22 protein-coding genes are annotated in these 21033 nt (G+C 68.1%); 10 read left to right on the top strand and 12 right to left on the bottom strand.

All coding sequences use genetic code 11. From position 1 onward, the window contains the following. Nucleotides 1–371 precede the first annotated feature (371 nt). On the top strand, nt 372–1967 hold the full coding sequence (locus tag AC6LJ5_RS26295; protein ID WP_498142065.1) for a methyl-accepting chemotaxis protein: 1596 nt from the start codon (nt 372–374) through the stop codon (nt 1965–1967). Between the two features lie 166 nt (nt 1968–2133). On the opposite strand, the gene fliR is transcribed toward AC6LJ5_RS26295, so the two are convergent. From fliR to fliN, 5 genes are read right to left on the bottom strand one after another with little or no spacing between them, the layout of a single operon-like run. Beyond that, nucleotides 2134–2922: a flagellar biosynthetic protein FliR gene (gene fliR, locus AC6LJ5_RS26300; protein WP_212322347.1), complete on the bottom strand. Its 789-nt coding sequence runs from the start codon at nt 2920–2922 to the stop codon at nt 2134–2136. A gap of 23 nt (nt 2923–2945) precedes the next feature. Next, nucleotides 2946–3215 carry a flagellar biosynthesis protein FliQ gene (fliQ, locus tag AC6LJ5_RS26305; RefSeq protein WP_103274036.1) on the bottom strand — a complete coding sequence of 90 codons (270 nt, stop codon included), beginning with the start codon at nt 3213–3215 and terminating at the stop codon, nt 2946–2948. 15 nt (nt 3216–3230) lie between these two features. After that, nucleotides 3231–3977, bottom strand: a complete 747-nt coding sequence (gene fliP, locus AC6LJ5_RS26310) for a flagellar type III secretion system pore protein FliP (RefSeq protein WP_199771043.1) — start codon at nt 3975–3977, stop codon at nt 3231–3233. Nucleotides 3978–4034: 57 nt separating this feature from the next. After that, entirely contained in the window at nt 4035–4358 is a 324-nt protein-coding gene (gene fliO, locus AC6LJ5_RS26315) for a flagellar biosynthetic protein FliO (RefSeq protein ID WP_103276438.1), read from the bottom strand. A 17-nt stretch (nt 4359–4375) separates the two neighbouring features. Further along, the gene (fliN, locus tag AC6LJ5_RS26320) at nt 4376–4930 is read right to left on the bottom strand and encodes a flagellar motor switch protein FliN (RefSeq protein WP_498142072.1); all 555 of its coding nucleotides are present in this window, start codon (nt 4928–4930) and stop codon (nt 4376–4378) included. Nucleotides 4931–4955: 25 nt separating this feature from the next. Here fliN and AC6LJ5_RS26325 point away from each other — a divergent pair, with 25 nt between their 5' ends. The 4 genes from AC6LJ5_RS26325 to AC6LJ5_RS26340 all read left to right on the top strand — a co-directional run bounded on the left by AC6LJ5_RS26325 (nt 4956) and on the right by AC6LJ5_RS26340 (nt 10048). Further along, a complete protein-coding gene (locus AC6LJ5_RS26325) occupies nt 4956–6005 on the top strand; it encodes a DNA-binding protein (RefSeq protein ID WP_498142066.1) in 1050 nt (349 codons plus the stop codon). A 246-nt stretch (nt 6006–6251) separates the two neighbouring features. Continuing rightward, on the top strand, nt 6252–7205 hold the full coding sequence (locus AC6LJ5_RS26330) for a LysR family transcriptional regulator (protein ID WP_158658426.1): 954 nt from the start codon (nt 6252–6254) through the stop codon (nt 7203–7205). Between the two features lie 252 nt (nt 7206–7457). Continuing rightward, entirely contained in the window at nt 7458–8660 is a 1203-nt protein-coding gene (locus tag AC6LJ5_RS26335; RefSeq protein WP_103274446.1) for a M20 aminoacylase family protein, read from the top strand. A gap of 59 nt (nt 8661–8719) precedes the next feature. Continuing rightward, entirely contained in the window at nt 8720–10048 is a 1329-nt protein-coding gene (locus tag AC6LJ5_RS26340; protein WP_498142067.1) for an MFS transporter, read from the top strand. Between the two features lie 97 nt (nt 10049–10145). Here AC6LJ5_RS26340 and soxR read toward each other — a convergent pair whose 3' ends face one another. Beyond that, the gene (soxR, locus tag AC6LJ5_RS26345) at nt 10146–10607 is read right to left on the bottom strand and encodes a redox-sensitive transcriptional activator SoxR (protein ID WP_103274444.1); all 462 of its coding nucleotides are present in this window, start codon (nt 10605–10607) and stop codon (nt 10146–10148) included. 321 nt (nt 10608–10928) lie between these two features. Between soxR and AC6LJ5_RS26350 the strand changes: the two genes are divergently transcribed. From AC6LJ5_RS26350 to AC6LJ5_RS26360, 3 genes are all read left to right on the top strand, one after another. Continuing rightward, nucleotides 10929–11675, top strand: a complete 747-nt coding sequence (locus AC6LJ5_RS26350; RefSeq protein ID WP_369869680.1) for an RNA pseudouridine synthase — start codon at nt 10929–10931, stop codon at nt 11673–11675. A gap of 214 nt (nt 11676–11889) precedes the next feature. Beyond that, nucleotides 11890–12825 (top strand): S66 peptidase family protein, encoded by a 936-nt coding sequence (locus tag AC6LJ5_RS26355; RefSeq protein ID WP_498142073.1) that lies wholly within the window; start codon nt 11890–11892, stop codon nt 12823–12825. Between the two features lie 60 nt (nt 12826–12885). Next, the gene (locus AC6LJ5_RS26360; protein WP_498142068.1) at nt 12886–14337 is read left to right on the top strand and encodes a YdgA family protein; all 1452 of its coding nucleotides are present in this window, start codon (nt 12886–12888) and stop codon (nt 14335–14337) included. Between the two features lie 70 nt (nt 14338–14407). Here the strand turns inward: AC6LJ5_RS26360 and AC6LJ5_RS26365 are convergent, their stop codons facing one another. From AC6LJ5_RS26365 to AC6LJ5_RS26390, 6 genes are all read right to left on the bottom strand, one after another. Next, nucleotides 14408–14806 (bottom strand): GFA family protein, encoded by a 399-nt coding sequence (locus tag AC6LJ5_RS26365; protein ID WP_103274442.1) that lies wholly within the window; start codon nt 14804–14806, stop codon nt 14408–14410. Nucleotides 14807–14818: 12 nt separating this feature from the next. Beyond that, on the bottom strand, nt 14819–15265 hold the full coding sequence (locus AC6LJ5_RS26370; protein ID WP_103274441.1) for a hypothetical protein: 447 nt from the start codon (nt 15263–15265) through the stop codon (nt 14819–14821). A gap of 118 nt (nt 15266–15383) precedes the next feature. Continuing rightward, nucleotides 15384–16292: a GntR family transcriptional regulator gene (locus tag AC6LJ5_RS26375; protein ID WP_498142069.1), complete on the bottom strand. Its 909-nt coding sequence runs from the start codon at nt 16290–16292 to the stop codon at nt 15384–15386. A gap of 5 nt (nt 16293–16297) precedes the next feature. Further along, on the bottom strand, nt 16298–17350 hold the full coding sequence (gene pdxA, locus AC6LJ5_RS26380; protein WP_212320061.1) for a 4-hydroxythreonine-4-phosphate dehydrogenase PdxA: 1053 nt from the start codon (nt 17348–17350) through the stop codon (nt 16298–16300). Further along, nucleotides 17347–18549: a D-threonate kinase gene (gene dtnK / locus AC6LJ5_RS26385; RefSeq protein WP_498142070.1), complete on the bottom strand. Its 1203-nt coding sequence runs from the start codon at nt 18547–18549 to the stop codon at nt 17347–17349. The genes pdxA and dtnK overlap by 4 nt, the downstream gene beginning before the upstream one ends. Beyond that, nucleotides 18546–19583 (bottom strand): 2-keto-3-deoxygluconate permease, encoded by a 1038-nt coding sequence (locus tag AC6LJ5_RS26390; protein WP_103274437.1) that lies wholly within the window; start codon nt 19581–19583, stop codon nt 18546–18548. The genes dtnK and AC6LJ5_RS26390 overlap by 4 nt, the downstream gene beginning before the upstream one ends. A 325-nt stretch (nt 19584–19908) precedes the next feature. On the opposite strand from AC6LJ5_RS26390, the gene AC6LJ5_RS26395 reads away from it, so the two are divergent. Both AC6LJ5_RS26395 and AC6LJ5_RS26400 read left to right on the top strand, forming a co-directional pair. After that, the gene (locus AC6LJ5_RS26395) at nt 19909–20349 is read left to right on the top strand and encodes a GNAT family N-acetyltransferase (RefSeq protein ID WP_103276476.1); all 441 of its coding nucleotides are present in this window, start codon (nt 19909–19911) and stop codon (nt 20347–20349) included. Next, nucleotides 20346–20966: an FMN-dependent NADH-azoreductase gene (locus tag AC6LJ5_RS26400; protein WP_498142071.1), complete on the top strand. Its 621-nt coding sequence runs from the start codon at nt 20346–20348 to the stop codon at nt 20964–20966. The genes AC6LJ5_RS26395 and AC6LJ5_RS26400 overlap by 4 nt, the downstream gene beginning before the upstream one ends. Nucleotides 20967–21033: the final 67 nt, after the last annotated feature.

A 21033-nucleotide genomic window follows, 5' to 3' on the forward strand; every position in this document is an offset into this window, starting at 1 on the left:
CACTCGGGCCGCCAACGCGACAACGGCGGCACGTCCCGGGTCCGGGGCGCGCCGCCGTTGTCGCGTTGGCGGCCCGAGTGATGCCGCGCATGGGCAGGAACGGCATGTCGGGCACGGGATCGCCGGGTTTCCCTAGCACAGGAAAATGACGATAGTTTGATTCCGCGCACGTTAAGTTTTCGAAAAAGTAGCCGTTAATTGCGATAACGCCTGGAGATAGGCGGTGAAACAGGTTTCGACGTCTGAAAGCGGTGCAAGATGGCATTTCGGATTCACGGACCAGACGGGGACAGGCCTGCGCATCGCGCGGGCCCGGCGTGCTTGCCGTCATGGAATCGCTCTTCTCCGTATGAAGCAACAGGAGACTGGCTGTGCGAGTGAACCTTCCCGTCCACAATGTGGAAACCAAGCTGCGCGAGGATCAATACCTCATCTCGCGCACTGACACCAAAGGCCGGATTCTCTATGCCAATCCCGCCTTCATCGAGGTCAGCGGCTTCTCCCGCGAAGAGCTGATCGGCAAGGCGCATAACATCGTCCGTCACCCGGACATGCCGCCGCAGGCCTACGAGGATTTGTGGCGCACCTTGCAGGCGGGCGAGTCCTGGCTGGGGCTGGTCAAGAACCGCCGCAAGGACGGTGGCTACTACTGGGTGTTGGCCAACGCCACGCCCATCGTCGAGAATGGCGAGGTGGTGGCGTATTCCTCGGTGCGGGTGCGGCCCACCGACGAGCAGATCGAGATGGCGGAGGCGCTCTATGCCCGTATCCGCGAGGGGCGCGCGCGCGGCGTGCGCATCCGACGGGGCCGGCCCGTGCGCGCCGGCTGGCGTCGCATCATCGACGTGCTGGCGTATCCGTTCCGCCCTGGCGTGCGCAGCCGCATGCTGCGTCACGCGCTGCTGTCGGCGGGCTTCGTGGCGGGCGCGGGGGTCTATGGCCTGCGGGCGAACTGGGATGCGCTGAGCACGACCGGCGCCAGCTTCGGCTGCGCACTGGTGAGCCTGGGCGTGGCGGCCGTTTTCCTGCTGGGCTGGCGCCTGTCGCGTTCGGTGACGGGCCCGGTGGTGGACGCCGCCAACATGGCGCGCCAGGTGGCCGCGGGCAATCTCACCACGCAGATCGTGGCCGAGTCCGACGACGAGATCGGCAGCCTGATGTTCTCGCTGGAAGTCATGCGCAAGAGCCTTATCGGCATCGCGCAGGACGTATATCGCGGCATCGAGGGCACCACCCAGGCGGCGGTGCACATCGCGCGCGGCAACCAGGAACTGGCCGGCCGCACGGAGGGCCAGGCGGCCTCCTTGCAGCAGACCGCGGCGAGCATGGAGCAGCTGACCTCCACCGTGCGCCAGAATGCCGACAATGCGCGTCAGGCCAATCAGCTGGCCGCCAGCAGCATGGACGTGGCCCGCCGGGGCGGCGTGGCCGTCGGCCAGGTGGTCAACACCATGCATGGCATCTCGGACAGCTCGCGCAAGATCGCCGACATCGTCAGCATCATCGAGGGCATTGCGTTCCAGACCAACATCCTGGCGCTGAACGCGGCGGTCGAGGCGGCGCGCGCCGGCGAATCCGGCAAGGGCTTCGCCGTCGTGGCCGGCGAAGTGCGCAATCTGGCGCAGAAGAGCGCGCAGGCGGCCAAGGAGATCAAGGGCCTGATCGAGGACTCGGTGGACCGCGTCAACGAGGGTTCGGCCCAGGCCGAGCAGGCGGGCGCGACCATGGAAGAGATCGTGGCGGCGGTGCGCCGGGTCACGGACATCATCGGCGAGATTTCGCAGGCCTCGCAGGAACAGTCCAGCGGCATCGAACAGGTCGACACGGCCGTGTCGCAGATGGACGTGATGACGGTGCAGAACACCTCGCTGGTGCAGGAGCTGGGCGGCGCGGTCATGCAGCTGGGCGAACAGTCCGGCTCGCTGCGTGAAACGATCCGTGTCTTCCGCCTGACCGGCCAGCCTTGAGGGGATGGCTTGGCCGTGCCGGCTTGGAAGGGGCGGCCATGACGGGCAGTCTCGCAATCTGCCTCAGTCTTCCCAGACCGGGGCCGCACGGATCCGGCTCCGCCGGTCCGTAGCGGCGCCCCCTGGGGGGAAGCGCGCAAGCGCTCCGGGGGGGCTCCACTCCGGATTAGCCTCCGGCTAATCCGTCTACCACTCGGCTCATGGCCGAGAGGCCGGATTCGAACAGCGATTCCAGGAAGGGCCCGGCATGGGGCAGCACCACGGTGAGCACGGTGACGCCCACGATCAGGGTCACGGGAAAACCCACCGAGAACACCGACAGCTGCTGCGCGGCGCGGTTGAGGATGCCCATGGCCAGGTTGATGGTCAGCAGTGCGCAGATCAGCGGCAGCGCCAGCAGCAGGCCGGACACGAAGATGGTCTTGCCCCATTCGACCACCACGCCCCAGCCGTTCTGGTGCAGCTGGATCTGCGCGATGGGCAGGGTGTCGAAGGAACGCACCAGCGCCGCCAGCACCAGCAGGTGTCCGTCAAGCGCCAGGAAGGTCAACATGGCGATGACGTTGAGCATGCGCGACAGCACCGCCGTATTGGCGCCGGTGCCGGGATCGAAAAAAGATGCGAAGGACAGACCCATCTGCAGGCCGATGAACTCGCCGGCCGTCTGCACCGAGGCGAACACGATGCGCATGGTGAAGCCCAGCGCGATGCCGGTCAGCACCTGCTGCATCACCATCCAGAGTCCGGCGTAGGAGCCGGGGGCCACGGGCGGCATGGGGTCCAGCGTCGGGCCGATGGCGGCCGCCAGCACGAAGGACAAGCCGACCTTGACCTTCACCGGCACGGCGGATTCGGAAAACAGCGGCGCGGTGGCCACCAGCGCCAGGATGCGCACGAACGGCCAGATGAACTGGCCGATCCAGCCGTTGAGCTGTTCGAGTGTGAACGCGATCATGGGTGCGCCGGCGGCCGCGCCGGTCAGGACACCAGGCCGGGGATCTGCCCGATGAGCTGGCGGATGTAGTCCACCATGAGGCCGATCAGCCACGGACCCAGCAGCACCAGCACGCCGCACATGGCCAGCAGCTTGGGGATGAAGGACAGCGTCATCTCGTTAATCTGCGTGGCGGCCTGGAAAATGCTGATGACCAGGCCCACGACCAGCGTGACGAGCAGTAGCGGGCCGGCCATCGCCAACGCGATCTTCATCGCCTGGTAGGTCATGGTCATGACGGTTTCAGCGGTCATGGCGGTCCTCCGGGCTTATTGGTAGAAGCTCTGGGCCAGCGAGCCCATGAGCAGGTGCCAGCCGTCGGCCAGCACGAACAGCATCAGCTTGAACGGCAGCGACACCGTCACCGGCGGCACCATCATCATGCCCAGCGCCATCAGCACGCTGGCCACGACCAGGTCGATGATGAGGAAGGGAATGAAGATGGTGAAGCCGATCTGGAACGCGGTCTTGAGTTCGCTGGTGATGAAGGCCGGCACCAGGATCTTCAACGGCACCTGCGAGGGATCCTCCAGCGCGGGCTGCTTGGCCAGGTTGGCAAACAGCGCCAGGTCGTTCTCGCGGGTCTGGTGCAGCATGAAGGTGCGCAGCGGTCCGGCGGCGCGCTCCACGGCGGTCTCGAACTGGATCGAGCCCTCGGACAGCGGCTTGTAGGCGTCGGCGTAGATTTTGTCGAACACCGGCGACATGGTGTAGAAGGTCAGGAACAGCGCCAGCCCGATCAGCACGTGGTTGGGCGGCGACATCGCCGTGCCCATGGCGCTGCGCAGCAGGCCCAGCACGATGATGATGCGGGTGAAGCCCGTCATCATCAGCAGCGCCGCCGGCAGGAACGACAACGAGGTCATCAGCAGCATGGTCTGCATGCTGAGCGAGTACGTCTCGGAGCCGTTCGGGCCTGGCGTGGCGGTCAGGGCGGGCAGGGTGGCCTGGGCCACGACGCCGGCCGGGAACAGCGCCAGCCCCAGCAGCGCCGCGGCGCCGAGCATGGGCAGCATGCCGCGCCCGGCGCGGGAGGAGGTCATGCGTCTGAGGAAATTCATGAGGGTCGCGGGCTAGCGGCGCTTGAGCGCCTGGCCCAGCTTGGCCGCGAAGGCCGAGGCGGGCAGGGAAGCGCCTTCGGGCAGCTCGCCGGCAGGCATGGTGTGCAGGGTGGTGAGCTGGTTCGGGCTCACGCCCACCACCAGCCAGGTCTTGTCCACTTCGATGACCACGACGCTCTGGCGGGCGCCCAGCGGCAGGGCGGCAACCTGCTTGAGCAGGTTGCCGCCGCCGCGCTGCACCAGCCCGGCGCGCCGGGCCAGCCAGGCCGAGGCCAGGATGGCCGCCACCACCAGCACCAGGCCGATGATGACGCGCAGCAGGGCGGATTCGGTCATGATGGCCTGCCCGCTGGTCAACGGCGGTTGTTCAGGCGGTTGATGCGCTCGGACGGCGTGATGATGTCGGTCAGGCGGATGCCGTACTTGTCTTCCACCACCACGACTTCGCCCTGGGCGATCAGATAGCCGTTGACGAAGATGTCCATGGGCTCGCCGGCCAGGCCGTCGAGTTCCACCACCGAGCCCTGGCCCAGCTGCAGCAGGTTCTTGATGGTCAGTCGGGTGCGTCCCAGTTCGACGGTGAGCTGGACGGGCACGTCCATGATCAGGTCGATGTCGGTGCCTGCGCCCGTGGTGGTGCCGGACAGCGGCTTGAACACCGATTGGGCGGCCGGCTGCGCGGCGGGCTGGGCCGGAGCGGGGGCTGGCGCCGGCGCCGGGGCGGCAGCGGCGGCGGGCGCCGCGGCGGTCTGTTCGGCCATGGCGGCGGCCCAATCGTCCTGCGGTTCCTGCGGCTTCAGGCCGTCGGCCTGGGTGGGCGGATTGGCGCGGGATTGTTCGGCGAGCGCGTCGGCCCAGTCGTCGGCCGGGGACGAGCCATTATCGTGAGTAATTCCAGCCCTGCGCAAGGCAAAAACACCGAACGAGATCACTATGGCCACCGGAATCACGGAATCAGACGTCTGGACGGCGGCGGACGCGCTGCTGCTGGAAGGCGCGCGCCCCACCATCGAAAGAGTGCGGCAGAAGATCGGCCGGGGCTCGCCCAACACCGTCAGCCCCTATCTGGAGACCTGGTTCAAGGCGCTGGGCGCGCGCATCCGCGATCCGCGCGCCTTCGCCAGCCAGGAGGCCGTGCCCGATCCGGTCGCGCAGGCGGCGGCGCGTCTATGGGACGCCGCGCTGGAGCTGGCGCGCGCGGAACAGACCGCCGCCCAGCGCGACGCGCAAGCCGAACTGGCGGCGCAGCGGCAGGCCAATGCCGACGAAGCCGAACGCCTGCGCCAGCATGCCCTGGCGCTGGCGGCGCGGGAAGACGACATGCGGCTGAGCCTGGCCGTGGCCGGCACACAGCTCGAAGCGGCCGAGTCGCGCCTGCGCGCGGCCGAGGCGCAGTTGCGCCAGCGTGATGCCCAGTGGGATGCCGCGCAGGCCCAGCTGGCCGAATCCCGCGCGGCGGAACAGGCGCTGCAGGCGCAGGCGGAACAAGCCCGCGACGCGCATGCGCAGGCCCAATCCGCGCTCGAATCCCGCCACGCCGCGCATGAACGCCGCTGGCTCAACGAACTGGACGCGGAACGCAGCGCCGCCAAGCGCCTGCAGTCCAAGCTGGACGAGGCCGTCGCGGCGAGCCAACGCAAGACGGCCGCGCTGGAGGCAGAGCTGCTACGCGCCGGGGAACGCCAGCAGACCGGGGAACGCGAGGCCCAGGCCCGGTTTGCCGAACAGGCGGCACGGCTGACAAGGCTGGAGGCGGAACTGGCCGCGGCGCACTCGGCGGCGGAACTGGCGGCCGGGAGCGCGAGGGCGCGGGAAGAGAGCCTGGAACAGCTACGCAGCGCGGCGCAGACTCAGACGGCCGAGCTGCAGGCCCGGATCCGGGAGCAGGATGGGCAACTGGCCGCGCTGACCCGGCATCTGATGATGCTGACCACGCCGGCGCCGGCCGCTCCGGAAATGGCGACCGGGCAGGGGAGCGACTGAGCCGGAGAGGCGGGCAAGCCGCGAATTACTTTCAGATTTGTCTGATTTCTATGGGCAGGCATGCCGCGGAAGATGAGCGCTCGACGCAGCCAGCCAAGGCGGGCGCGCCATCCTCATACTTCTCCGACGCCGCCCGGACAAACAGACGACCGGGCGTCGCCGGCAACAGCGACCGGGAGATCGACAGCCTCCTCCCGGACTGACAGGCACGGTCATGTCGCGCAGGCACGCGGCCAGAAAGAATCCATGACGATCAAGCTGCATCATCTGCAGTACCTTGCGGCGGTGGCCGGACGAGGCAGCGTGCGTTCCGCGGCGCTGACTTTGCGAGTGAGTTCTACGGCCGTCAGCCGCGGCCTGATCGATCTGGAAAATCTGGCCGGCCTGCCGCTATTCCAGCGCGGCGCCGCCGGCATGCTGCTGACCGATGCCGGCAAGGCCCTGCTGACCCATGCGCGCCAGGTGCTGGGACAGCTGGACGCCGTGGATCAAACCCTGGCGACGCTGCGCGGCGGAACGACGACGCGCATCACGATCGGCGTCACGCCATGGGTCGCGCGCGTTCTGCTCGGGCCGACCCTCCATTTGCTCATCCGGCGCCGCCCCGATGTGCGCTTCGATATCCACGAGCTCATCGGAGCCGAATACAGCGCGCTGCGCGATGGCACCCTCGACATGGCGATCGGCGTTGCGCCGCCGTCGGACGTGGCGGAATTCACGGTACGCCCCTTGCTCGACTACAGCATCACGGTGTCCTGCCGGCCAGGACACCCCTTGTCGAATGCGCGGGAGCTGGAGGAGCTGGCCGGCCAGGACTGGGTGCTGATCGGCGAAATAGAACACCATACCCCGGGCGTCCAGCGCTTGTGGCGCCGCGTCCTGGCGGCCTCCCAGCCGGTCCGGCTGCATTACGCGCGGTCTGCCCAGGTGGTCGGCGCCATCGTCAGAACCACGGACATGCTGACGATCAGTCCATGGCCGTTGATCGAGGCAGAGAAGGCGCGGATATTGCATCCGCTGACCCTGCGCGAAGAAATTCCGGAACAGACGATCGCGCTGCTGACCAAGCACAACTTCGCCCTGAGCGGCGCGGCGCGGGACTTCATCGATTGCCTCATGAGCGTGATCGAGCAAGGCCATAACTCGGAGGATCCGGCAATACGCCGTTCCTTCATGGCCGTGACGCGCTCCGATCACTGACGCGTTCCCCCATACATCCGCCTACATCCGCAGGCCGCGCCGCGCAAGCGTCGACGATGCAAACCGTCGGTTGGCATGCCAACCCCGGCATCCTATTTTTCCCTAGGGACTGGCGTCGGCCGCGCTTCTAACATCCCGGCTTCGCATCGCTCGTGGCGGGTTGCATGGGCCGAGGCGCCGCATTTTCAACAGCATCACTGTTCCCTTCAACGTCCCGATCTCAGGACGACCTTCAACCATGGCGAGCGATAAATGGACGCATTCCTAAAGTCCCTGGGCACCGATGTGCAGGACTTCATCGATCTTAGAAGAGATCTGCATCAGCATCCCGAACTGAGTTTTGCCGAGCATCGAACCAGCGACATCGTGGCGAAACGCCTTGCCCGCATGGGCTACACGGTGGAGCTGGGCATCGGCGGCACCGGTGTGGTGGGGCAGCTCAGGCGCGGCAATGGCTCGCGGCATATCGGCATACGCGCCGACATGGATGCCTTGCCCATCGAAGAAAAAAACGCCTATTCATGGGTCAGCCAGTCCAGGGGCGTGATGCATGCCTGCGGCCACGACGGCCACACGGCGATGCTCCTGGCGGCGGCACAGGCGCTTGCCAGCGATACCGCCTGGAGCGGAACCCTGACCTTGATTTTCCAGCCGGCGGAAGAAGCCGGGGGGCCGCGCAGCGGCGCCGCGCGGATGATCGAGGACGGTCTCTTTGACAAGTACCCCGTCGACGCGGTCTATGCCATGCACAACGCGCCGGGCGTCGCCCAAGGCCGGCTGCAGTTTCGCGAAGGGCCGGCCATGGCATCCAGCGACAGGGCCACCATCCGCCTGGAGGGCGTGGGCGGGCACGCGGCCAAACCCGAGCGAACGATAGATCCGACCGTGGCGATGGCCAGCCTGGTGATGGCATTGCAGACCATCGTTTCCCGCAATGTCGGACCCGTCGGCAACGCAGTGATCAGCGTCGGCATGATGCATGCCGGCGAGTCGCGGACCGACGGCGCATACAACGTCATCCCCCAGGATGCCGTTCTGGGCCTGAGCATACGCGCATTGGATCCGGCCGTGCGTTCGCTGCTGGAGGAGCGCATTCGCGAAATCGCCCACGGCCAGGCCAACAGCTATGGCTGTGTGGCGCACGTCGACTACTTCCGGGGCTACCCCTCCGTGGTCAATACGGGCAGGGAAACGGATTTCGCCAAGTCTGTCGCGCTGGAGCTGATCGGCGCGGAGCAGGTGGATCTGGAGCGTCCCGTGGCCATGGGCAGCGAAGACTTCGCCTACATGCTGGAAAAGAAGCCCGGTTGCTATCTCTTCATCGGCAACGGCTCCATTGGATCCAAGGGCGGCAACACGATCCACAACCCGAATTACGACTTCAACGACGACAACGTCGCCATCGGCTGCGCGTATTGGTACCTGTTGGCCAAGCGCTATCTCGTTCCCCTTTGACGCAGACCATTGAACCCAGCCGCCTGTTGTTCCCCAGATAGCCATACATAGGTCCCGCCATGTCCAAAATTACTGATCCTTCCGCTTGCGACGATGCGCTCTATCGCAAGGTCACCCTACGAATCGTGCCGCTCCTGTTCCTGGGTTACATGGCGGCCTGCATGGACCGCATGAATGTCGGCTTCGCGAAGCTGCAAATGATGGATACCCTGGGATTCAGCGATACGGCGTTCGGTATCGGAGCAGGCATCATGTTCGTGGGGTATTGCCTGCTGGAAGTCCCGAGCAATCTGCTGATGGCGCGGATCGGCGCGCGCAAGACCTTCGTACGCATCATGGTGCTGTGGGGACTGACCGCCGCGGCGACGGCCTTCGTCCGGACGCCCGCGCAGTTCTATGTGGTGAGATTCTTCCTGGGAGTCTTCGAGGCCGGCTTCTTTCCCGGCGTCGTGCTCTATCTCAGTTACTGGTTCCCGGCGTCCCGGCGCGGCGGCGCGATTACCCTGTTCTCGTCGGCAGCGGCGGTGACCGGCGTCATCTCCGGCCCCCTCAGCGGCGCCACCATGAAGTATCTGCACCAGCTTGGCGGCCTGGAAGGCTGGCAGTGGGTCTATCTGACGCAAGGCCTCCCGGCCATCATATTGGGCATGGTGGTCTGGGCGGTGCTCAAGAACGGCCCGACGCCGGGGGGCTGGTTGAACGAACAGGAATGCCTACGACTCGCCGAGAACCTGCGGCAGTGCCGGTCGACCGAGCACAAGCTCACGGTGCGCGAAGAGCTGATGCAGGTCGTCCGAATGCCCGCGATATGGCTGCTGGCCATGGCGACGTTCCTGGAGCTTGGCGCCGTCTACGCCTGGGGTTTCTGGTTGCCGACCCTCATCAGGAACCTGGGCGTCACGAACCTGGTATCGATTGGCGCCATCGCCTCGGTGGCGAGCGTGGTCGGCGCCGTGGGGGCCATCGTGGCGGGGCGACGCTCGGACCGCTGCATGAACCGGCACTGGTATTTCTTGGCGCTCACCTTCATCGGCGCCGCGGGCCAGATGAGCTTCGTGCTTGCTGGCGGACGCTTCGTGCCTTCGATGATGGCCATCGTGGCCACAGGCCTGAGCCTGAGCGCCGGCTGGCCGCTGCTGGCGGTCGTGGCGACGGATTATCTCCCCCGGCAGATCGCGCCGGCGGGCATCGCGTTCATCTCCTCCATCGGCATTCTTGGCGGCGCCGTGTTCCCGGCCGTGTTTGGCTATTTGAAGTCCCGCACGGGGGACACAATATCGGGAAACTACCTGATCGCGGGCATGCTGCTTCTTTCAAGCCTGATCCTGCTCCTGTCGCGCCTGGCCATCCGGCGCCCGGACGGGTCGACCGCCTTGGCCCAGGGCTGAGGACCTGGCCTGGCCGTGCCTGTTGGCGGCGCGAGCGCGGCGTCTCCGCGAAAGGGGACGGCCGCCAAGCGCGCCGGAACATGGCGGCGCCCGCCGATCACGGACGCTCAAGAATGCGCGGCCCCGGCCCTTCGGCGGCCAGCGCGTCGTTCGGATTGCGCAGCGGACAGTCCTGCAGCGACAGGCAGCCGCAGCCGATGCAGTTGTCCAGTTCATCGCGCAGGCGGGTCAGCCGCTTGATGCGTTCGTCCAGCGTCTGGCGCCAGCGCGCCGACAGGCTTTTCCACTGCGCCGCCGTCAGTTTGCTGTCTGGCGGCAGCTCGCCCAGCGCGGCGCGGATCTCGTCCAGGGGTATGCCAGTGCGCTGCGCGACCTTGATGATGGCGATGTAGCGCAGCACGATGCCGGAAAAGCGCCGCTGGTTGCCTTCGCTGCGGGTCGCCTTGATCAGGCCCTTGGACTCGTAGAAGTGGATCGTCGACACGGCCACGCCGCTGCGCTTGGCCACTTCGCCGACGGACAACGAGCGCGTGTAGTCGATCGCCACGACCTTTGCCATATGAATTGACCTGAAGTTAAGCTGAGGTCTTATAGCCCGTCGGACGGGCTTTGGCAAACCTCCCCCCGGCAGCCATCCGGCGACGAGAAAAGGCGTAACATCCGGCACTTGCAGCCGCGCAAGCCGCAAGCGCACCTGGCCGCCGCGCCAGCCCTTGCCGTGATCCGCGCGCCGGTCTTTCAGCAGTCAGCCTTAATCCATGATGCCTTCGCCCGCCGACCTCCGGCCCACCTGTGCCTCGTTCACCGCGCACGGCTTCGCGCCGGCCGCCACGCGCCTGAGCGCCCATTCCATTGATTTCCTGACGGCGAGGCCGCAGCGATGAGCGCCGACGACAAGATGGCGGATGGCACTGAACGCCTGGCCAAGCGCGTCGCGGTCCAGCAATCGTGCTCGCGCGCCGACGCCGAACGCTATATCGAAGGCGGCTGGATCGCGGTGGACGGGCAGGTGGTCGAGGAGCCCGGTTTCCGGGTCGGCGCGAGCCAGACCGTCAGCCTGTTGCCCGGCGCGCGCCTGGAGACGCTGCGGCCGGTGACCATCCTGGTCCACAAACCCGTGGGCGTGTATGCCAACGACGAACCGGGCTCGGCCCGCGACCTGATCGTGCCCGCCAACCGCATGGAGGGCGACCGGTCGCCGCAGCGCTACCTCAAGCGCCTGCTGGCCGGATTGCGATTGGTGACGCCGCTGGAGCGCGCCGCCAGTGGCCTGGTGGTCTACACGCAGGAATATCCGGTGGCGCGCAAGCTGCAGGAAGAAGCCCGCCTGGTCGAACAGGAATACATTGCCGAGGTCAGCGGCAGCCTGGACGCGGAAGGACTCGCCTGGCTGCGCCGGGGCCTGCCTTACGACGGCCGGCCGGCCTCGCCGATGCAGGTCAGCTGGCAGAACGAAACCCGGCTGCGTTTCGCGCTCAAGACGCCCGCGCCGGGCTTCATCGAGTACGCCTGCGACGCCGCCGGGCTGGAACTGCGGGCCTTGCGCCGCATCCGCATCGGCCGCCTGCCGCTCGCCGGGCTGCCCGCCGGCCAATGGCGCGCGCGCCTGGACTACGAGCGCTTCTGAGGCCGACGCGATCCGCCGAGCAGCCGACATACTCAAGGAGCACGCCCGACCGATGCCGCACGATTCCATCCCGCCAGCGCGCCGAGGTTTTCTCAAACAGGCCGGCATGCTCGGACTGGCCGCGCTGACCCTGGGCGGCTGCGCGACCCGGCGCACCGTCGCGCCGCGCTCGTCCGGCGGCGCGCAAGCGGCCATGCCCGCGCAGGGCGCGCCCGTGCCGCCGCTGCGGCCCGGCGGCCGCGTGGCCATCGTCGCGCCCGCGTCGGCCGCGCCGAACGCCGCGGACGATGCCGCCGACTGGCTGCTGTCGCGCGGCTATCAACCGCGCATCATGCCGGCCGCCCGCAGCCGCCTGGACACGCCTTTCGACTATCTGGCCGGCACGGACGCGGAGCGCGCGGCCGACCTGCACGCGGCCTTCACTTCCGCCGATATCGATGCCGTCTGGTGCCTGCAGGGCGGTTTCGGCTCCTGGCGCCTGCTGGACCTGCTGGACTACGAACTGCTGCGCCGCCACGCCAAGCCCTTCATCGGCTATAGCGACATCACGGCGCTGCATCTGGCCATCCAGCGCCATGCGGGCTTCGTGACCTTCCATGGCCCGATGCTGGCGCAGGATCTGCTGAACGGGCGCGAGGAACCCACCGAGTCCGCCCTCTACGCCATGGTCGGCGGCCGGATGGGGCAGGGCGCCTGGATCGGCGCGCCGGACTATGCCTTGCCGACGACGCTGATGCCCGGCACGGCCACCGGCCGGCTGGCGGGCGGCAACCTGGCGCTGATCTGCGCCTTGCAGGGCTCGCGCCACGAGATCGACACGCGCGACGCCATCCTGTTCATCGAGGACGTCAACGAAGCCGTGCCGCGCGTGGACCGCATGCTGTCGCAGCTGGCGGCGGCGGGCAAGTTCGAATCGATCAAGGGCGTGCTGGCGGGCAGTTTCACACGCTCAGGCGCGCGCGACGATGCGCAGTTCCAGTACGCGTTCCATCCCCTGCTGCGCGAGCGCTTCGGCCCGCTGGGCATTCCCGTGCTGGCCGGCTGGCCCAGTGGCCACGGCGATCCGAACCTGACGCTGCCGCTGGGCGCGCGGGTCACGTTGGACGCGACGCGGCAGGGCCTGCGGCTGGAGCAGGCGGTCACGCGTTGAGCCACGGGCGCCTTTGCCCATGCACGATCATTTCATTGATATTTGAACCGTAAGGGTGTCATGAAGAAGGCGGTGATTGCGGGGGGTGTCCTGGCGCTGGGCGCGGCATGGACGGGCGCGGCCTGGTACTCGGGGAAGATGGCCGAAGCCTTTCTCCGGGAATCGCTGGAACAGGACAATGCGCAAGCGAAGGCGCTCGGCGAAAGCACGGGCTACTCGATCGTCACCGAGTTGATTTCATTCGAACGCGGCGTGTTTACATCCACGGCCCGCTCTCGCCTGACGCTTTCGATACCCGGCGCTGAAACCCGGGAGATCGACATCGTGGAACATGCCGACCACGGTCCCTTTCCGTTCCGAAGGCTGGCCGCCGGCGACTTCAGGCCGGCCATGGTGGCGACCCGGCTCGAGCTTCAAGCAACGTCGCATGTCAACGCATGGTTCGCCGCGACCCAGGGCGTAACGCCTTTGACGGGCACGTCCCGCGTCAGCTATGGAAAGCAGCTCGAAGGCACGTATGAACTGGCCCCGATGGCGTTTGTCAGGGATGGAGCCAAGCTGTCGTTCTCTGGAATGAACCTGCTCTGGAGGTTGGACCGCGAGGCCGGAGCCAGCGAGTTCTCGGGTCGATTTGACAGTTTGACCCTGGACCATGCGCCGACAACAACTGGCTTGACCGGCATGGCGTTGCAGGGAGGCGCCTTCGCCTTTCGCGGCAAGCCCGGCAAGAACGATGTCCCCCTGTCCGACCGGAAGCTGTCGTTCCAGACGCTGACGATACGGCACGCCTCCTTGCCGCCGATCATCGTCCAGCCAACCTCGTTGGCGCTCGATCTCATCGAGGCCGACTCTGGCCTGGCGCTCAAGACCGCGTTGGACGTCGGCATGATCAACGGCTGGGAAAAGGACGTCGCCACGGCAAGGCTCGCCCTGGACCTGAAGCATCTGGATTCCGACGCGCTGTCCGCGCTCGATTTCATCAATTTCCTGGTAATCATTCGCACATGGCAAGGTGTCGTGCAGGGGAACATTCCGCCATTCTCGTCAGATGATCTCGAGGAACTGATCACCAGCATCGATCAGATCCTGATGGGCAGCGCCCAGGTCTCCCTGGCGCCGTTGCAGCTGGGTGCTGTAGCCGGGGCCTTGAACGTCAACCTGGATATGGAGCTGCGCAAGCAGGCCGCGGCCTCCCGTGGTTCCGCGGGCTTGGCGCGGATACGCAAGCTGAACGCCGAAATCGAGCTGTCCCAGGCCGGCACGGTGGATCTGCTGGTCTTCTGGGCAAGACTCATGGGCGTGCCTGCCGAGCAGGCGCTTGCACGGGTGCGGCCCGTGGTCGCGGAGGCTGCCGGGAAATGGGCTGCCATGGGCCTGCTGAAGATCGAGAACGATACGGTCCGATCGACCTTGTCCATCACGATGGACGAAGTCGACGTCAACGGGACAAGGATGCCTCTTGACCAATTCCTGCGATGGTTCACGGCTGGCAATGGAGCCGCCAGGGACTAGGCGCTTGCGCCGTTGGCTGAATAAGACCAGGTGCTTGGCTGACACATACGGGAACCGGACACGGCCGGACTCAGTCCGCCGGTCCCGCGACATCCGGCCACCAGGACGGTCGCCCATCCTCGAAGGAATGGCCGTCGGGCCGCAATGCGGGATCCCGGTGCTCGTCGAAAGCACCAATCAACAAGGCCACCGTCGGCGCATCGTCGATCGCGCCCAGCGAACTGCCGCAATGCGGGCAGAAGGCGCGGCTGGAATAGTCCGATGAACGATAGACGGCCGGCGCGCCGCCCGGGCCGGTCCAGCGCAGCATCGAGCTGGGATACTCCACCCAGCCGACGCTGGGCGCGCCGGTGTGGCGGCGGCAGGACTCGCAGGAACAGGCATGGGGATTGCCCGGCTGCCCAACGGCCTCGAAGCGGATCGCGCCGCACAGGCAGCCGCCATGGCGGATATCCGAATGACCATCCATGTCCCGCCCCCCTTACAGGCTATAGCGGTAGTCGCAGCTCATGTTCGCCTTCAACGGCAAGTCGCCCTCGGCGCGCGCGCCGGGACGCGGCCCCAGCAGCTTGGCCTGGAACTTGCCCGCCATGTCGCCGTTGGGCTGCATCTTGACCGTGATGGACGCGGGCAGCGCATACAGCGTCAGCGCCACGGGCTCACTGGGAATCACCAGCGTGAACACGCCCACCGGGAAATTCTCGACGACATGGCCGGACGTCTTGTTGGAATTGAACGTCAGCCGGGTCTTCATGTAGTCCAGCGTCAGCGCCATTTCCTCGGACGAAGGCGATGGGATCTGGCCTTTGATCGTGACCTTGCCGCTCTCGGAAACACAGGACAGCTCGGCGGGCGCCGAGCCGGCCAGCGCGGACGAGGACAGGACCAGCAGGCACAGGGCGGACATCGCGGCGGAACGGCGCATCATCGGAAGGTTCTCCAGGCGAGGGCAGGGCGCGACTCGCGGTGGGCCGGACATGGCGACACCGCGCCGCGCTGGATGGATTATCCACGACTTGGCGCGGGACGCGCCGGGGATTTCCCCCTCAGCGGGCCGCTCGCAGGCGTTCCAGTTCGGCGGACAACGCCTGCACCAGCGCCTGCGCCCGCGCCAGCGGATCTTCCGCGTCGCCGGACGCGGCGGCGGCCTGTCCGGGCTCCGGCACGACCGGCTCGTCGCGCAGGCGCGGCTGCACGCTTTCGTGGGTGTCGTTGACGTCCACGTCGAACACCAGCTGGTCGCCGCGATGCCAGGTGGTGAACCATTCCATGGGACGGCCGTGCTGGTCCAGGCCCTGGCCTTCCAGCATCAGCAGCGGGCTGCCGGGCTTGGCGTCGAGCAAACCGGCCTGGACCCGGTCGGCCGCCACGGCGCGGATGCGGTTGCGGCCGCTGTGCGGCTGCAGGCCGTAGCGCTGTTGCAGCACGGCGTGCAGCGACGCGTTCTCCAACTGCGCCGCGCTCAGCCCGGGCAGCCGGGCGGCGGGCAGCCAGGTGCGCACATAGGCCAGTGGCGTGCCGCCGACGTGGCGCAGGCGCTCCAGGCGCAGCAGGTGGCCGGTGCCGAAGAACGCGGCGACCTCGGCCGGCGCGTCGGCCGGCTCCAGGCCCAGCACGCGGGTCTCCAGCGCCACACCGCTCTGCGCCAGCTGCTGATGAAAGCCGGTGGAGCGCTGCACCAGCCGGCGATGCTGCTGCGGCACCGCGACCACGGCCGGGCGTCCCGTCTCGCGCCGGATCAGGCCCTCGGCCGCCAGCGAGGCCAGCGCCTGCCGCACCACGCTGCGAGCCACGCCGTAGCGCTCACATAGCGCCGCCTCGCTGGGCAGGGCGGTGCCGGCCGGCGCGCGGCCGTCGAGGATCGCGCCGCGCAGCTGCGCGGCCATCTGGGCGTGCAGCGGCAAGTCGCCTGAGCGGTCTAGTACGGGGCCGGCATCGGCCTGGGCGGGCGCCATGGGAATCAACCTCCTGTTTGTGCCCGCGCAGTTTCCCATACATGCGACCAGCCGGGGGCCAGGTTGGCGGCGCGCTCGGCGGCCAGCACCAGGCTGTCCTCGCGCGCGATGCCCTTGCCGGCGATGTCGAAGGCGGTGCCATGGTCCACCGACACCCGCACCACCGGCAGGCCGACCGTGATGTTTACGCCGTCGTCGCCATAGACCGACTTGAAGGGCGCGTGGCCCTGGTCGTGATAGCAGGCGATCACGAATTCCCACTTGCCGCGCACGGCCTGCGGGAACAGCGCGTCGGCCGGAATCGGGCCGGCCGCCAGGATGCCGGCGGCATTGGCCTCGGCCACCGCCGGCGCCAGGATGTCGGCATCCTCGCTGCCGAAAATGCCGTTCTCGCCCGCGTGCGGGTTCAGGCCGGCCACGGCCACCGGCTTGTCGCCACGGCCCAGCGCCTTGGCGAAGGCGCCGGCAAGGCGCAGCACGGCGCGCATGCGCGCCGGATTCACGTCCTCGATGGCCTGGCGCAGCGATACGTGGGTGGTCGCATGGAATACGTACAGGTCGCCGGCGGACAGCACCAGCGAGAAGGTCTTGACGCCGAACTCATGCGCCAGCAGTTCGGTGTGGCCGGGCCACTTGTGGCCGGCGGCGTGCATCGCGGCCTTGTTCAGCGGCGCGGTGACGATGGCGTCGACCTCGCCGGCGCGCGCCAGCGCGCACGCGGTGGTGACGAAGCGCACCGAGCCGTCGCCGGCCTCGGCGCTGATCTCGCCCAGCTTGACGTGCGCCAGCGACGGGCCGGCCTGCACCACCTCGATAGTGCCGGGCGCGTTGGTCGCGTCGGCCGGACGAGCCACCGTGCGCACGATGGACGGATCGCCGCCCAGGCCGCGCACCGCGTTGGCCATCACGGCCGCGTCGCCGACCACCACCAGCCGCGCCTTGGCGCGCAGGGCCTCGTGGCCCATCAGCATCTTGGCGGTGATCTCCGGGCCGATGCCGGCGACGTCGCCCAGCGTGACGGCCAGCAGCGGCAGGTTGCGGGAATTGCTCTGAGTCATTGCTTGAATCTCCGTTCGCGGATCGCGCGCACGGCGCGAACCAATACATCTTCCGTGCCAAAGCCGCCGGCCTTGGTCACGATGGGCAGGCCGGCGGCCTGGCCCCCGGTCAGCGTGCCCAGGGGCACGCCGCCCATCACTTCATCGGCCAGCGCGATGCCGCCCGCGTCCAGCGCGCGCAGCACCTCGCGGGCGCCATCGCCGCCGGTGGCCACCACGCCGGCCGCGCCGCGATGCCGGATCCAGGCGGCCGCCAGGCCGCCCAGCCGTCGCGCCACCATGTCGGCGTCGAGTCCGTCGGCATGGCCTTCGGGCGCCAGCAGCATCGCCACGCCGCCCTTGTCGGCGGGCGCGTCGAGCAGGGCGGCGCTCCAGGCGCGCCACCCGTCGGCGTCGGCCAACTGCGCGGGCGCCGGCATCCAGCAGCGGGCGCCGGCGGCGATCAGCGCCGCCGCCTGGGCGCGCGCGGCGCTATGTTGGGAGGTCACGACCACCAGCACCGTGCCAGCCTGTTCCGCGCCAGCCCAGACACGGGCCAGCGGCGCGGCCAGGCCGCCCGCGCCGACCGGCAGCGCGCGCTCGCCCAACAGGCCGATGGCCTGCGCCAGCCGCTCCAGCTCGGCCTCGTCGGCCGCGTCGACCACGACGATCCGGCCGGCGCGCTCGATGCGGGCCGCCAGCTCATCGGCCGAGGCCAGGCCGTCCTGGCCGACATGGGCGCATCGGAGCAGGCTGGGGATATGGCTTTCGGTGACCGGCGTGACCGGGTCGGTCGCGGCCGAGGTCTCGGTGACCGGTTTGCCGTTCACCAGCAGCACGCCGCCGGACACGGTCCGGCCGGTGGCGGGAAAAGCAGGGCAGATGACCGCGATCGCGTCCGGCGCCCAGGCGGCGCAGGCCGCTTCGATTTCGGCCAGGAACGGGCCCCGCAGCGTGGAATCGACCTTCTTGTACAGGCGCTTGACGCCGGCCTGTCGCAAGCGCTCGACGTTGGCGCGCACGATCCCGGCGGCCTGATCGGCGGGCAGGGCGCGACTGTGCGTCGTGACCGCCAGCACCTCGGCCTGCCCGTCGCCGGCCAGCGCCTCGTCGGCGCCGCCGATGGACAGGTGCGTGCTCCAGCCGGCGCGCACGAATTGCACCGCGGTGTCGCCAGAACCGGTCAGGTCGTCCGACACGATGGCGATCACGGGATTCACAGCGCTTCTCCGCGCGCCGCGCTCAGCGGTGCGGCCGGGGCCACGCCTTCCTCGCCGTCTACGGCAACCGGCTTCAGTTCACCGGCGCGCTTCAGGAAGTATGACGCCAGCACCGGCGCCAGGATCGAGCTGATCAGCACGCAGGCCGCGACCTGGGCGGTGGCGGTGCCCACGTACTGCTGGAACGAGGGATCGGCCGCGGCCACCACGGCCGGGGTGGCGATGGCGTTGCCGGCGGTGGTGCCGGCCGCGAAGCCCAGGCCGCTCTTGCCGCCGCGGCGCAGGATGTAGCGGTAGCCCAGGTAGACCAGGCCGCCCGTGATGGGGCTGATGATCAGGCCCAGGATCAGGCCGCTGACGCCGCCGCTGACGACCGCGCCCAGGTTGATGCCGGTGCCCAGCGCGAAGGCGAAGAAGGGGATGACGATGTTCGGCACGGGCTTGAGCACGTCGCGCCACTTGGCATCCAGATTGCCGACCACCACGCCCAGCAGGAATGGCACCAGCGCCGCCACCAGCGCGACCAGCGGAATGTCGGCCAGGCCCGAGGCGCCCAGGAACAGCAGGCTGAAGAAGGGACCGTCATTGACCGCGCTGGCGACGTAGGCGCCGCGATCGCGCGCGTCGCCATACTGGCCGGTGTAGGCCAGCCACAGGCCGCCGTTGCTGTTGTCGAAAGCCGCCAGCATGGCCAGGATGGACACGCCCAGCACGCCGTTCAGGCCCACGTAGCTGCCCAGGATGATGATCAGCGTGGCCGGGACCAGCGTCTTCATCAGCAAGATGGTGCCGGCGGTGGCCAGGATCGGGCCGCCGGTGCGGGTGTTGACCTGGGTGCCCGTTGCGAAGATCAGCAGGGCGATCAGGGGCAGGGCGCTGTTCTTGAACAGCGCGGTGGTGAAGCCGCCGATCGTCAGCGCGTCCGGCGCGAATGTGCCGATGATGGATCCCAGCACCAGCGGCACCAGCATCAGGCCGCCTGGGATTTTCTGCATCGTGCCAAAGAATGGGGAACGGGTGGATTCGGTTGCCAAGGTAGGAGTCTCCATGAGGAATTTTCGATCAGGCAGACGTTCATGCGCGCGTCTGTCGGCGGGAAAGACGCGCTAGTGTACATCTTGTACGTACTACCTGTACGTACAGAATCGGGCACTTCATGGCGCCCGGAAATGCGGCGGATCTGCCGCGCTCAGCCCTCGTCAAACTCCCGAATCCAAGGGGGAAGTCATCATGGCCCAGTACAAAACATCATTCTTGGATATATGTGATAAGCCATGCCGACCGTAGCATGGAGACCTGTACCCACCCGCGCCGGCCACCGCGCCAGCGCCCGCACCAGGACCCACGCAATTGGACGACATGCAACTCCGCCACGCGGACACCGAAGACGAACTGCGCGCCTGCTTCCCCCTCATGCGCCAGCTGCGGCCGCATCTGGCCGACCCGGCCGACTTCACCGCGCGCGTGCGCCGCATGGCGGCCCAGCGCTATCGCCTGCTCGGCGCCTGGCGCGGCGACGAGCCGCTGGCGCTGGCCGGCTACCGGCTGGACGAGAACCTCATCTACGGCAGCTTCCTGTATGTGGACGACCTGGTGACCCACGAGTCCAGCCGTGGCCGCAACCTGGGCGCCCGGCTGCTCGACGCGCTGACGGAATCGGCGCGACGCGCCGGCTGCGCCAAACTGGTGCTGGATACCGGCCTGTCGAACGCGCTGGCCCAGCGCTTCTATTTCCGCCAGGGCCTGCTGACCAGCGCCATGCGCTTCTCCAAGCCCCTGGAACAGGAGACGCCGCGATGAACCGCATCCTGCATCTGGATTGCAGCCCGAGGCTCGAGGGATCGGAAAGCGCGCGCCTGTCCCGCGCCATCGTCGACCGGCTCGTGCGCAAGCATCCTGGCGCGCGGGTCATCGGCCGGCCCCTGCGGCAGGGCACGATCGCCCATGTGGATGGCGACTATGCCCGCGCGCTGGGCACCCCAGGGGCGGCCGCCGACCTGGCGCGCGGCTCGCTGGCCGATTCCGAGATCTTGATACGCGAGCTGGAATCCGCCGACTGCCTGGTCATCGGCACGCCCATGCACAACTACACTGTGCCCTCGGCGCTCAAGGCCTGGATCGACCATGTGGTGCGCGCGAACCGGACCTTCACGCACATCCCCACCGGCAAGCTGGGCGTGCTGGCGGACCGCCCGGTATATGTCGCGGTGTCGTCCGGCGGATCCTTCGCGTCCGAGCCCGCGCGCCAGCCCGACTTCCTCACGCCGTACCTGACCGCCATCCTGAACACCATCGGTCTGCGCACGATCCATTTCTTTTCGGTCCAGCGCGCGGCGGCGGGCGGCGACACGCTGGCGCACGCCAGGAGCCGGACCCAGGCCGAGCTGGAGCGCCATTTCGCCGCTGTCCACGCTTGAGGCCGGGTCAGTTGCACATTTGCGGCAGAGGCATATAGTCTGATGCCGGCCCGCGCGCCGCCTGTCG

The sequence above is a fragment of the Achromobacter sp. 1011791174 genome (genome assembly GCF_059760925.1).

Coding starts and splice junctions, on each gene's coding strand:
- soxR (WP_103274444.1), bottom strand. CDS start 10,607: ATGGCAAAGGTCGTGGCGATCGACTACACGCGCTCGTTGTCCGTCGGC.
- AC6LJ5_RS26400 (WP_498142071.1), top strand. CDS start 20,346: ATGAACCGCATCCTGCATCTGGATTGCAGCCCGAGGCTCGAGGGATCG.
- AC6LJ5_RS26395 (WP_103276476.1), top strand. CDS start 19,909: ATGCAACTCCGCCACGCGGACACCGAAGACGAACTGCGCGCCTGCTTC.
- AC6LJ5_RS26335 (WP_103274446.1), top strand. CDS start 7,458: ATGGACGCATTCCTAAAGTCCCTGGGCACCGATGTGCAGGACTTCATC.
- AC6LJ5_RS26350 (WP_369869680.1), top strand. CDS start 10,929: ATGAGCGCCGACGACAAGATGGCGGATGGCACTGAACGCCTGGCCAAG.
- AC6LJ5_RS26375 (WP_498142069.1), bottom strand. CDS start 16,292: ATGGCGCCCGCCCAGGCCGATGCCGGCCCCGTACTAGACCGCTCAGGC.
- fliR (WP_212322347.1), bottom strand. CDS start 2,922: ATGATCGCGTTCACACTCGAACAGCTCAACGGCTGGATCGGCCAGTTC.
- AC6LJ5_RS26360 (WP_498142068.1), top strand. CDS start 12,886: ATGAAGAAGGCGGTGATTGCGGGGGGTGTCCTGGCGCTGGGCGCGGCA.
- AC6LJ5_RS26340 (WP_498142067.1), top strand. CDS start 8,720: ATGTCCAAAATTACTGATCCTTCCGCTTGCGACGATGCGCTCTATCGC.
- pdxA (WP_212320061.1), bottom strand. CDS start 17,350: ATGACTCAGAGCAATTCCCGCAACCTGCCGCTGCTGGCCGTCACGCTG.
- AC6LJ5_RS26325 (WP_498142066.1), top strand. CDS start 4,956: ATGGCCACCGGAATCACGGAATCAGACGTCTGGACGGCGGCGGACGCG.
- fliO (WP_103276438.1), bottom strand. CDS start 4,358: ATGACCGAATCCGCCCTGCTGCGCGTCATCATCGGCCTGGTGCTGGTG.
- AC6LJ5_RS26370 (WP_103274441.1), bottom strand. CDS start 15,265: ATGATGCGCCGTTCCGCCGCGATGTCCGCCCTGTGCCTGCTGGTCCTG.
- AC6LJ5_RS26365 (WP_103274442.1), bottom strand. CDS start 14,806: ATGGATGGTCATTCGGATATCCGCCATGGCGGCTGCCTGTGCGGCGCG.
- AC6LJ5_RS26330 (WP_158658426.1), top strand. CDS start 6,252: ATGACGATCAAGCTGCATCATCTGCAGTACCTTGCGGCGGTGGCCGGA.
- fliP (WP_199771043.1), bottom strand. CDS start 3,977: ATGCTGCCCATGCTCGGCGCCGCGGCGCTGCTGGGGCTGGCGCTGTTC.
- fliQ (WP_103274036.1), bottom strand. CDS start 3,215: ATGACCGCTGAAACCGTCATGACCATGACCTACCAGGCGATGAAGATC.